This window comes from Actinomadura soli, assembly GCF_005889715.1.
GTDB lineage: Bacteria > Actinomycetota > Actinomycetes > Streptosporangiales > Streptosporangiaceae > Spirillospora > Spirillospora soli.
Window position 1 is genome coordinate 23,084 of the sequence record NZ_VCKW01000066.1, and the last position, 11,789, is coordinate 34,872.

Sequence of the window (11,789 nt, forward strand, 5' to 3'; positions counted from 1 at the left end):
GAACCGGGCTCCCGTCGGCTGAGTCGAGAGAGGAGCCCGCTCATGTCCACACCCGCGGCCCGCATGGACGGACGCGCCTGGGCGTCGCTGTTCGTCCTGTGCGGCGCGGTCTTCCTGGAGGGAATCGACGTCGCGATGCTCAACGTCGCGCTTCCGTCGATCCGGGCGGACCTGGGCTTGTCGACCGGAATGCTCAGCGGCGTGATCAGCGCCTACGTCCTCGGCTACGGCGGGTTCATGCTGCTGGGCGGACGGGCCGCCGACCTGCTGGGCCGCCGCCGCGTCTTCCTCTTCTGGCTGGTGGTCTTCCTGGCGTTCTCCGGGCTCGGCGGGCTCGCCACCGAGGGCTGGATGCTGCTGCTCGCCCGGTTCGTCACCGGGGTCGCGTCGGCGTTCATGATGCCGGCGGGGCTCGCGCTGGTCACCGCCGCGTTCCCGGCCGGGCCCGCGCGCACGAAGGCCCTCGGCGTCTACGCGGGGACGGCGGCGGGCGGCTACACGCTCGGCCTCGTCGCCGGTGGGCTGCTGACCGCGATCGGCTGGCGCTGGGTGTTCTTCGCCCCGGTCATCATGGCGGCGCTGATCCTGATCGCCGCGATCCCCCTGATCAAGGAGCCGGACACCGCCGAATCCACCGCCGAAGTCCCCGCCGCGTCCTTTGCCGAAGGCTCCGCCGGGCGGTCGCGCGGCGGCTTCGATCTCGTGGGGGCGTTCAGCGTCACCGGTGCGATGCTGCTGCTCGCGTACGGGGTCGTCCGGCTGGAGCGGCCGTCCCACGGCGCCGCGCTCACCGCCTGCGCCTTCGCGGGCGGGCTGGTGCTGCTCGCCGCGTTCGTCGCGATCGAGCGGCGGGCCGCGAGCCCGCTGCTGCGCCTCGGCATCCTCCGGTCCGCCGCGCTCGTCCGGACGAACCTCAGCGCCGCGCTGTTCCTCGCCGCCTTCGCCGGATTCCAGTTCCTCATGACGCTGTACCTGCAGGAACTCCGCGGCTGGACGACCTGGCAGACCGGGCTGGCCATGCTCGTCGTCGGCATCGACACCGTCCTCGCGCCGACGCTCACCCCGCGCCTCGTCGACCGTTTCGGCAACCTCCGCGTCCTGCTCGGCGGCCTCGTCCTCGCGGCCGTGGCGTACGGGCTGTTCCTGCCGGTCGGGCTCGACTGGGCCTACCTGCTCATGTTCCCGATCATCGCGCTGCTGGGGACGGCGTTCGCGCTCGCCTACGGGCCGCTGACGATGGCCGCCACCGAAGGCGTGGACGAGAGCGAGCACGGCACGGCGGGCGGCCTCTTCTACACCTCGATCCAGTTCGGCACCGCGCTCGGCCTTTCGGCGGTGACCGCCGTCCAGGTCGCGGCGCTCGGCGGCGGGACGTCCCCCGGCGCGGGCCTCGACGCCCTCCGGACCGCGCTGGCCGTCCCGTTCGCCGCGGCCCTCCTCGCGGCCCTGATCACGGCGTTCGGCCTCCGCGCCCGCGCCGCCGTCCGGACCGCCGACCCCGCGCCACAGCCCGTCAAGACCGCCCTCTAGGAGGCCGGCCGCCCGGCGGTTTGCCTCGCGCTCCGCCGGGCACGCAGCGATAGTTACCCGGCCGTAATTCATTCCGTGTCGCTGGGTAGACTCTTCGTCCGGTACGCCTGACCCCGATCCGAGGAGCGCCACTCGTGGCCCTAGTCGTGCAGAAGTACGGTGGCTCCTCCGTCGCCGACGCCGACGGCGTCAAGCGGGTCGCCCAGCGCATCGTCGCGACGAAGAAGGCGGGCAACGACGTCGTCGTCGTGGTGTCCGCCATGGGCGACACGACGGATGATCTCATCGATATGGCCAAGCAGGTCAGCCCGCTGCCGCCGGGCCGCGAGCTGGACATGCTGCTCACCGCCGGCGAGCGGATCTCGATGGCCCTGCTCGCCATGGCCATCGCGAACCTGGGCCACGAGGCCCGCTCGTTCACCGGCTCCCAGGCCGGCGTGATCACCGACGGCTCGCATGGCAGGGCCAAGATCATCGACGTGACGCCGGGACGGATCCGCACCGCGCTGGACGAGGGCTCGATCTGCATCGTGGCCGGGTTCCAGGGTGTCTCGCAGGGCACCAAGGACATCACGACCCTTGGCCGCGGCGGTTCCGACACCACGGCGGTCGCGCTGGCCGCCGCGCTGGACGCCGACGTCTGCGAGATCTACTCCGATGTGGACGGCGTCTTCACCGCCGACCCGCGCATCGTGCCCGCCGCCCGCAAGATCCCGAAGATCTCCTACGAGGAGATGCTGGAGATGGCGGCGAGCGGTGCGAAGATCCTGCATCTGCGCTGTGTGGAGTACGCGCGCCGCTACAACATCCCGATCCACGTGCGCTCCTCGTTCAGCCAGAAGGAGGGCACATGGGTCGTCGACAGCAGCGAGATCGGAGGACAGGACATGGAGCAGGCGATCATCTCCGGCGTCGCGCACGACCGGAGCGAGGCGAAGATCACCGTGGTCGGGGTGCCCGACAAGCCCGGTGAGGCCGCCGCGCTCTTCACGGTGCTGTCCGAGGCCGAGATCAACATCGACATGATCGTGCAGAACGTGTCGGCGGCGTCCACCGGCCGCACCGACATCTCGTTCACGCTGCCGTCCACCGACGGCCAGAGCGCGCTGACCGCCCTCAACAAGCTGAAGGAGCGGATCGGGTTCGAGTCGCTCCGCTACGACGACCGCATCGGCAAGGTGTCGCTGATCGGCGCGGGGATGCGCTCGCACCCCGGCGTCACCGCCACCCTGTTCGGCGCGATCGCCGACGCCGGAGTGAACATCGAGATGATCTCCACTTCGGAGATCCGGATCTCCGTCGTCGTCGCGCAGGACGACATCGACACCGCGGTCGCCGCCGCGCACCACGCCTTCGACCTCGACGCCGAACAGGTCGAGGCCGTCGTCTACGGCGGCACCGGCCGCTGACCCCCCGCACCTCGAAGACCCGCACGCCGGACACCCGCGGTCCGGCGGACGCGTCACGTGACGCAGTCGTGCGTTTCGGACGGTGGCAGCATCCTCCGGGAACCGGTCACGAGCGACGGTAGTTCAGAGGATGTGAGTGCGACGATGGACTCGGCTTCCGGGCTGCCGACTCTCGCGGTCGTCGGCGCGACGGGCGCGGTCGGGACGGTGCTGCTCGACCTGCTGTCCACCCGCCAGGACGTGTACGGGGAGATCCGGCTCGTCGGCTCGGAACGGTCCGCCGGGCGGGCGCTGAAGGTGCGCGGCCGGTTGGCGGAGTCCGTGGCGCTCGCCCCCGAGGTCTTCGACGACGTCGACATCGCGGCGTTCGCCGTCCCGGCGCCGGTGGCTGAGGAATGGGTCCCGGTCGCGGTGGGCCGCGGCGCCGTGGCCGTCGACGGGTCGGGCGCGTATCGGATGAGAGGGAACGTTCCGCTCGTCGTCCCGGAGGTGAACCCGGAGCGGGTGCGGGAACGTCCGCGGGGCATCGTCGCTGGTCCCGGCTGCACGACGCTGTCGATGGTCGTCGCGCTGGGGGCGCTGCACCGGCGGTACGGGCTGCGTGAGCTGGTCGTCGCGTCCTACCAGGCCGCGTCCTCGGCGGGACGGGACGGGATCGACACGCTCTACGCGCAGCTGGAGAAGATCGGCGGGGACCGCGCGCTCGGCCACCGCGCCGGCGACCTCCGCGGCGTGGTCGGCGAGTTCGGCCCCTTCCCGGCGCCGCTCGCGATGAACGTGGTGCCGTGGGCGGGGACGCCCGAGGACGGCGGCTGGACGTCCGACGAGATGGCCGTCCGGGACGAGACGCGCAAGGTCCTCGGGCTGCCGGAGCTGAAGGTGTCGGCGACCTGCGTCCACGTCCCGGTGGTGACCGCGCATTCGGTGGCCGTCCACGCCGTGTTCGAGGAGCAGACCGACCAGCGCGAGGCCCAGGAGATCCTCGCGAGGTCCCCGGGCGTGGTGCTGTGCGACAGCCCGGAGACGCGCGAGTTCCCCACGCCGTCCGACGTCGTCGGCACCGACCCGACCTGGGCGGGACGCGTCCGCCGCTCGCTCGACGACCCGCAGGCCCTCGACCTGTTCGTCTGCGGTGACAACCTGCGCAAGGGCTCCGCGCTGAACACCGCCCAGATCGCCGAGCTCATCGCCGCCGAACTCACGGCGTGAGGCCCGCGTCCGGGGCGTGTTCGCGGCATGAGCACGACGGCGGGGCGGGGCCGTAGGCTGGCAGGCGTGACCGAGACGAAGGCCGTGAAGTCCGAGCAGACACGGTCCCTGATCGTCGAGACTGCGCTGAAGCTGTTCAGGGACCGCGGATACGAGGCGACGACGATGCGCGCCATCGCCAAGGAGGCGGGCGTCTCGGTCGGCAACGCCTACTACTACTTCGGGTCCAAGGAAGAGCTGATCCAGGCCTACTACGACGAGCTGCAGGACGAGCACGTCGCCGCCTGCCGCGCCGTCCTGGACGCGGAGACGGCGTTCGCGCCGCGGCTGCTCGGCGTGCTGAAGGCCCGGGTCGACACGATGGTCCCCTACCACGAGTTCGCCGGGAAGTTCTTCAAGTTCGCCGCCGAGCCGACCAGCCCGCTCAACCCGTTCAGCGCCGAGTCCGGCCCGGCCCGCGAGTCGGCGGTCGCGATCTACCGCGAGGTCGTGGACGGCTCCGACCTGAAGATCGACAAGGAGTTCCGGGCGGAGCTGCCGGAGCTGCTGTGGATCTACTCGATGGGCATCGTCCTGTACTGGGTGCACGACAGCTCACCGGGCTGCCGCAAGACGTACCTGCTCGTGGAGCGGACGGTCCCGCTGGTCAACCGCATGGTGTCGATGTCGCGGATACCGGGCTTCAAGTCGGTGACCCGGGAACTGGTCGGCATCATCCGCGAGGTCCGCGCCTGACGAACAAGTGGCGTCAGCGGAAGGTGATGTCCCAGTGATGCGGCTCGCGGGCGAACAGCGTGCCGTTCGGTGAACGGTAGAGCCGCGCGCCGTCGCTCCGGACGCCGGCCGGCGGGTAACGCTTGATCGCACGGTCGACGCACGCGTTCGGCGCGATGTCGAGCTTGTAGCCCTTCCAGTGGCTGTAGGGGCCGCTCGCGTGGCCGCGCTCGGTGCCGCCGGTGACGGCGATCTCGCAGCCGCTCGACTCCGCGAAGCCGACCAGGCCCTTGATCGTCCCCCAGCGGACGTTCTCGAACGACGTACAGGACGTGATCGTCCGGTCGGAGCAGCGGCCGGTCGAGCGCCGCTCGATGCCGCTGCCGCGCAGCACGTCCTCGGCGAGCTGATGCCGGAGACGCACCGACGCGGGTGTGTTCTGGAGTGCGGTAAACGCGGCCGGCTGCTGCATCGGTTGCTTCTGCTCCAGTTGCTCCTGCTCCGGCTCCACGGGTTCCGACACGAAGGCCGGTCGCGGTGCCGCCGCCTCGGACCGTCCGACGGAGTCGTCGTCCGGTCCGGTGGTGGGCAACCCTGGACGCGTCGCGGCGATGGGCGGGCGCGCCGGTGCGAATTCGCCGATCGATGCCGGACGCGCGGGCGGCGCAGGCCTTGCCGTCGAGACGGGCCGCCGGGCCGAAGGCCGTCCGGCGGCGGACGCTTCCGGCGTCGCGGTGGCGAGGACGGTGGTCGCCATCGCGGCGCCGGTCGCCAGTGCCATCAGGCGGTGTGCGGGCCCGTGAGCCCCGGGTATTCGATGGCGGGCGGCGTGCCGGACGAGCGCATGGACGTGCAGAAGCCCTGTCATGTGATCCCCCCGATCAGTGACGAACGAGCGCCGGGGGGCGAGCCGTGACGGTCACGGCTCATTGCTCACTAGCGGCCGATCGGAGGGGTGCCCCGCACTTCGATCTTGTAAACACGGCGGGATGGGAGGGGTGTCCGCAGGTCAGAGGCGGGGGACGGGCGGGGTATCCGCCCGTCCCCCACGCCGGACGCGCCCGTCCTGTCGCACGGAGCGCGCCCGGCGTGCAGGGCGGGGGCGCGGTGGTGCCGGGAAGATCAGGACATGCCCAGATGTTTGCGGGCGAAGTCCATTTCGGCGGCCATCTGGGTGATCCGCTCCTCGACGACGAGCGATCCGTGCCCGGCGTCGTACCGGTACATCTCGTGCGGGTGGTCCAGCTCGGCGAGCCGGCGCAGGTAGTTGTCGATCTGCCGGATGGGGCAGCGCGGGTCGTTCTCCCCGGCCAGGATCAGCACCGGCGCCTTCACCTGCGAGACGTAGGTGATCGGGGACGACTGGCGGTACAGGTCGGGGACCTCGTCCGGGGAGCCGCCGAACAGTGACCGGTCGAACGCCTGCAGAGCCTCCATTTCGTCCTCGTATGCGGCGACATAGTCAGCGACGGGGACGGCGGCGACCGCGACGCTCCAGTCGTCCGGCTGCGTGCCTATGCCGAGGAGGGTGAGGAAACCGCCCCACGAGCCGCCGGTCAGGACGAGCCGCGTCGGGTCGGCGAGCCCGCTCGACACCGCCCAGTCGCGGACGGCCTTGATGTCCTCCAGCTCGGTGAGCCCGACCCGTCCCTCGATGGCGTCGCGCCATTCCGAGCCGTAGCCCGTCGAGCCCCGGTAGTTGACGCGGACGACCGCGAACCCGTGGTCGACCCAGGCGGCGGCCGATGCGACGAACGAATCATCGTCCTGCGCCGTCGGTCCGCCATGGACGTCGAACACGGCCGGATAGGGGCGGTCGCCCTCCGGCGGCTTGCTGACCAGCGCGTGGATGCGGCCTGCGGGACCGTCCACCCACACGTCCTCGACCGGGACGGACGGCGGCGCGACCGGCCCGGGCGGCGTCAGCACCACCGACCCGGACGTCGACCTGATCACCGGCGGCTCGGCGGCGGACGACCAGAAGAACTCGACGGTCCCGTCCGGCCGGACGGCCGCGCCGCCGATCACCCCGCGCGGCGTGTCGATCCTGGTCAGCGACTCGTCGGCGAGGTCGTACCGGTACAGCTCGTCGCGCGCCTCGTGGGAGTGGGAGATCAGCAGCGCCGTCCCGTCCGGGTACCAGCCGGCGCCGATCTCGCCGGGCAGGTCGAGGACGATCTCGCGCTCGGTCCCGGCGACCGGATCCCAGATCAGCATCTCGTCCCGGCCGCGACGCTCATGGTTGACGAGAAGCCGTGAATCAACGTCGACCGGGGCGAAACCGGCTCCGTAGACGCCCTTGCCCGGCCCGTCCCACAGGTCGGCGACCGTGGAACCGTCGGGACGCAGCACGCGCAACGCCATGTGGCGGCTGTCGCCGTGCTCGCTGTGCCCGATCGCTACCAGGGACTCGTCACGGGACAGGGCGGCGATGTGCGCGTCCTCTGAGTGGTGGTAGAGCACCTCTGGCGACGCGTCAGGACGGCACAAATGGATGGTGTTTCCTGTGTCGGTCGTCCGTCCGATGACGGCGAGACCACTGCGCCCTAGGGACAGCCCAGACGGGTACGACGCCTCCAGCTCGGGGACGGCCGGAACGCTCTCCGCCCCTTCGTCCGCGTTGAACGGGACACGCTTCCATACGCCGAACTCGTCGCCGTCCGTGTCCGCGAACCACCACACCCATTCGCCGGACGGGTCGATGGTGCCGATCCAGGTGCCGTTGGGCCGCTCGGTCACCTGGCGTTGCGCGCCGGTGCCGCGGTCCCACGTGTAGATCTCCCACGTCCCGGTGACGTTCGACCGGTAGATGCTGTGGTTCGGGGCGTCCCGCGCCCATCGGGGCAGGCTGATCCGGGCGGCCCGGAACCGCGCCTTCCAACGTTCATCGTCGACCATGCCCCCAGTATCGCGGCATGATCCGGGTCGATCGCCGCGCGCTCAGCTCGCCAGCCGGCCGAGGGCCTGGTCGATCGCGGCGCGGACCTGGCGGTCCATGGCACGGGCGAAGCCCGCTTCGACGGTGACCTCGGCGCCGGGACGCAGCCGGGCGAGGGCCTCGGTGAGTTCACCGAGGTCGTGGTCGTTATGGCCGTGGCCCTGGTGGTGGTCTTGATCGTGGTGCTGGTCGTCGATGCGTCCGACGACGTGCGTGGCGATCAGGCGGACGTACATCGCGGCCAGGTCGTCCATGCTGCGCTGGAGTTCCCGTCCGGCCGACAGCACGTCCTCCAGCGGCACTCCGGCCCGGACGAGCGTCACGGTCGCGTCCAGTTGGCGGCGGCTCCAGTGGGTCACGCGGTCGCCCTCGACCTCGATGTGTCCGAGTGCGATGGCACGCTCCAAGGACTCCCGGCCGAACAGCGTCGTCAGCTCGTCCAGCGTCATGGTCACCGGCACCTCGTTCGACCACGGCGTGGTAACAGCCTTCTCGACGCCGAGAACGGCCCGGATGTCGCGCCCCTGCTCCCACGCGGACAGCAGTTCCCGGATGCCTTCGAGGGTGTGGCCGCGCTCAAGGAGATCCGCGATCATGCGGAGGCGGGCCAGATGGTCTTCGGAGTAGAGGCCGATCCGTCCCGCGCGGCGGGGTGGCGGCAGCAGCTTGCGCTCCTGGTAGTAGCGCAGCGTCCGCACCGGGATGCCGGCGGCTTTCGCGAGTTCGCCGATGCGGTACTCACGCCCACGGTCGGGGCCGTCGGGCTCCTCCATCGGCTTCTCGGTCACGGCCGCAAGCATAGGCGGTCACGCCCAGTACGTGCCGTTTCGATCCGTTCGTCGTCTGGTCGGTCGGTCAGTCAGGCGGAGTCTGCGGGACGTCGTCGCACGGTGGCGGTTCCGGCGTCGAGATCGACGCGCGTGCGCGGGGGTGCGCCGTCGCTCTCCTCGTCCCGCAAGATCAGCGAGGTGCGGCGCTGCTCTTGCTGGTGGCGGTGCGTGCCGTGGAAGAACACGTCCAGCTCACCGACCGCGACCGCCGAGATCGGACGGCCGGTCTCGTCCCGCCGCCAAGGCAGCCGGAACCTGCGGTTCGCCCACAGACCGGCACGGTCGAGGGCGGCGAAGGCGACCAGAGCGATCACAAGGCCGGGGATGGTCAGGAAAGCGATCAATGCCACGTCCGTCCAACGAACGTGCCTCATCACAGGTTGCGCGGCGAGACAGGCGACCGTGCGGGACGGACGGAGAGTTGGGACGTGGCGCGTCCCTTGGTGGCGATAGCTATGTGACGCGCCGGACGGTCAAGGTCTTTCGTTGTCGGCGCGGGCGCTTTTCATTCGTGACCTGGGACGCGTCGGCGGCCAGCAGGTCGCGAAGCGTGCGCGGAACGATGTCCTCACGCCGGTCGGTGAACGGTGAACGCATCAGATGATCTCCCTTGTCGCGGGTCGATGTGGGTTAGTAGCTGATGAGGGGAGGGGTCAGGCGGCCGTGGTGAACTCGCGGTACGCCTCGGACACGGTGGACAGGGCCCAGCGCATCCGCGTCATGTAGGTCTCGGGGTGGTCGCCGGCCTCCTGGGCAACGACGGCGACGCATGCGGAACGGTCGCCGCCGCAGGCACCGAACCTGTCGTCGATGGCCCTGCGGACCTGCTCGGCGGAGGGGTGGTCGGACTCCTGCAGCCTGCAGCAGAACAGGATCTCGGCCAGGTCGGCGGTGCTCAGCGAGGTGGGGGTTGGCGTGTTCGACATCGTGTGCCTTCTTCCTGCGGAGGGGTCCTCGTTCCCCTGCTGCTGAATATGACTCTGCCGCTTAGGCAAACTCATCGCCATAGGGGAAAACCCCCATCCACGGTGGAGTAATCCCCCGGTAGACCCGTAGCCCGGATCCTTTACACACTCTTGAGTCTAGCAGAACGGAACACTTTGTTCCATAGTTGCCAGATGTGCGTCATGACGATGACCTGCGAGGCTGAAAGAAGTTCGCTCGCCGCACCCCATCGGATGAACCCTGACCGACCCTGAGTGCGTGCGCTCAGGGTCGTGCGTCGTCGGCCCGGACTCCCGCCCGCGAGCCCGCTCAACGGCCGTCGCACCCCCACCCGCATGCGGCCGGTTCGACGCACGCAACCACTTCAGCGCCTGCAGTCACGTCGCCCACGTCGACACCTGCATCACCTCGACACCTCCACCAGGACGCCCGTGCCGAACGAAATCCGCTCGTTCTCGGCGAAGTTGTTGTCCACGTTGCGGTCGAGGAACACGGGCTCGGGCTCAGCGCCCCGCCCGTCGCCCGCCGGTGCCCAGGCTCGGCGAACAAGCGTCGACGCGCACCCGACGCGCGATCACCCTGCCCCTGCGGGAGTGTTTCCGTCCACGCTCGGCGGGCTGCTCATCGTTGCGCTCGCGGGTGCTTGTTAGGTGCGGCCAAGTGTGATGCTCAGGTCGTCCAGGTAGCGCGAGACCGGGCCCAGAGTGATCAAGCCGCTACCGGCTCCTGCCAATTCCGCTGCGGCGGGGGCAAGTTCGCCGTATGCGCGTTGCATGGTGTCGCGGTCGTCTACGGCAATGGCGGCGCGGGCCGTCAGGCACCACATGGCCTCGAAAAGCAGATCGCGCGGCGGCTCCGGCGCCCTCCGAAGCGCAGCCCCCGCCTCAGACGTCCGGCCGCGGGCCACCCACACCAAGGGACGGACCCACGGCTCGTAAGGCCCCCAATCGGTGTGCGCATCAGTCTGCGCAGGCAGCCCCTGCCGGACGCGCAGGCACAGCCACGTCAACGCCGGCAACCCGCTCTCAAGGCCAGGCATCCCAGCACCGTCCAGCCGCGCGATGGCGTCCCGGTAGGCGGCCTCCACCTCGTCCGCTCCCGCCTCACCGGACGCGGCCAGCCGCAACGCCCGGTACCACTGCGTGAACACGCTGACCAGCGGCAGCTCATGGCGCGCAGCCAGCTCATCAGCGACGCTCGCGTGCTGGTCGGCTCCGTCGAAGTCTCCGAGCGCACTCCGTGCCTGCAGGCGGACGAGACGCCCGAGCACCTCGGACGTGACCAGCCCATGCCGTCCGGACAACCCGACCAGCTCGGCTCCGATCGCGTCCCGCTCCGGCGCCAGGCCCGCCCGCTGAAATGTCTGCATATAGACGCCGTTGAGGACGAACGCGAGCAGCCCGGGATCGTCCAGCCCACGGGCCATCTGCTCCGCCTCCAGCGCCGCCTCGCGCCCGCGCCCCGAGCGATCGCCGCGCGACTCCAGCGCCACCGTGGCCAGCAGCCGCGCTCGCAGCACATCGTTCCCCGCAGGCAGGACGCCGAGAGTACGTTCGGCCGCCGCCACGACCTCGGCGGCCTGGCGCGGATCGTCCGACCGTGTCCAGATCGCCGGGACGTCGTACGCGCCGATCACCCGCGCGGTCAGCTCCGCATCGCCCAGCTCCTCGGCTGCCGCGATCGCCGCCGTCCGCTGCTCCCGCGCCGCCTCCAGCCCGCCGCCGCCCGTCACCGCAAGGTTGCGCAGGATGCCCACCGTCGACTCCAGCCGGGCCCGCGCCCCGGACGCCACAGCCCGGTCGTACGCCTCGGCCGCCTGCGCCCACACGCGCGCCGCCGCGTCCTGCCCGAGCTCCGCATGATCGGCCTGGCGGAGGATGTCCTCCTCCAACCGGCGCAACGCGGGGCCGGGATCGAGCCCGAGCTGCTCAGCAAGCAACGCCCGAGCCCGCCGCAGCACCGCGAGCGCGTCCCGCTGCCGACCGGTGCGGTAAAGCGCAAGCGCCAAGAGCCGCCATGCATCCTCACGCCAGGGATGCTCGGTCACATGGGCGTCCAGGTCCGGCACCGCTTCCGCGGCCCGTCCCAGGTCCAGCTTCGCCTCAGCCCTCCGCTCGACGGCCCGCAACCGCAGCTCTGCGAGCCGGGAACGCTCCGCCCGCGCCCACCCCTGTCTCTTAAACACATCTGACGCTGCCGACGAATTAGACGGTG

Annotated in this window: 11 protein-coding genes; 4 read left to right on the plus strand and 7 right to left on the minus strand. The window is 70.7% G+C overall.

Going from position 1 to position 11,789, the window contains the following annotated elements:
* Window positions 1-42 precede the first annotated feature (42 nt).
* From ETD83_RS15255 to ETD83_RS15270, 4 genes are all read left to right on the plus strand, one after another.
* Window positions 43-1,530 carry an MFS transporter gene (locus tag ETD83_RS15255; protein WP_205717685.1) on the plus strand — a complete coding sequence of 496 codons (1,488 nt, stop codon included), beginning with the start codon at window positions 43-45 and terminating at the stop codon, window positions 1,528-1,530.
* A 134-nt stretch (window positions 1,531-1,664) separates the two neighbouring features.
* Window positions 1,665-2,939: an aspartate kinase gene (locus ETD83_RS15260; RefSeq protein WP_138645782.1), complete on the plus strand. Its 1,275-nt coding sequence runs from the start codon at window positions 1,665-1,667 to the stop codon at window positions 2,937-2,939.
* Between the two features lie 144 nt (window positions 2,940-3,083).
* A complete protein-coding gene (locus ETD83_RS15265; RefSeq protein ID WP_138645783.1) occupies window positions 3,084-4,148 on the plus strand; it encodes an aspartate-semialdehyde dehydrogenase in 1,065 nt (354 codons plus the stop codon).
* Window positions 4,149-4,214: 66 nt separating this feature from the next.
* Complete coding sequence (locus tag ETD83_RS15270) at window positions 4,215-4,883, plus strand: TetR/AcrR family transcriptional regulator (protein ID WP_138645784.1); 669 nt, start codon at window positions 4,215-4,217, stop codon at window positions 4,881-4,883.
* Between the two features lie 13 nt (window positions 4,884-4,896).
* Here ETD83_RS15270 and ETD83_RS43675 read toward each other — a convergent pair whose 3' ends face one another.
* The 7 genes from ETD83_RS43675 to ETD83_RS15300 form a co-directional block, all read right to left on the minus strand.
* Window positions 4,897-5,730 (minus strand): hypothetical protein, encoded by an 834-nt coding sequence (locus tag ETD83_RS43675; RefSeq protein ID WP_205717686.1) that lies wholly within the window; start codon window positions 5,728-5,730, stop codon window positions 4,897-4,899.
* A 254-nt stretch (window positions 5,731-5,984) separates the two neighbouring features.
* Complete coding sequence (locus ETD83_RS15280) at window positions 5,985-7,760, minus strand: S9 family peptidase (protein WP_138645785.1); 1,776 nt, start codon at window positions 7,758-7,760, stop codon at window positions 5,985-5,987.
* A 42-nt stretch (window positions 7,761-7,802) separates the two neighbouring features.
* The gene (locus ETD83_RS15285; protein ID WP_230420925.1) at window positions 7,803-8,588 is read right to left on the minus strand and encodes a MerR family transcriptional regulator; all 786 of its coding nucleotides are present in this window, start codon (window positions 8,586-8,588) and stop codon (window positions 7,803-7,805) included.
* 71 nt (window positions 8,589-8,659) lie between these two features.
* Complete coding sequence (locus tag ETD83_RS15290) at window positions 8,660-8,980, minus strand: DUF6191 domain-containing protein (protein WP_138645786.1); 321 nt, start codon at window positions 8,978-8,980, stop codon at window positions 8,660-8,662.
* A gap of 103 nt (window positions 8,981-9,083) precedes the next feature.
* Window positions 9,084-9,227: a hypothetical protein gene (locus tag ETD83_RS42510; protein WP_171064217.1), complete on the minus strand. Its 144-nt coding sequence runs from the start codon at window positions 9,225-9,227 to the stop codon at window positions 9,084-9,086.
* Window positions 9,228-9,283: 56 nt separating this feature from the next.
* Window positions 9,284-9,556, minus strand: coding sequence for a hypothetical protein (locus tag ETD83_RS15295; protein WP_205717687.1), 273 nt, complete (start codon window positions 9,554-9,556; stop codon window positions 9,284-9,286).
* Window positions 9,557-10,221: 665 nt separating this feature from the next.
* Window positions 10,222-11,789 (minus strand): BTAD domain-containing putative transcriptional regulator (locus ETD83_RS15300; protein WP_138645787.1); only part of this gene is annotated, 1,568 nt, incomplete at its 5' end.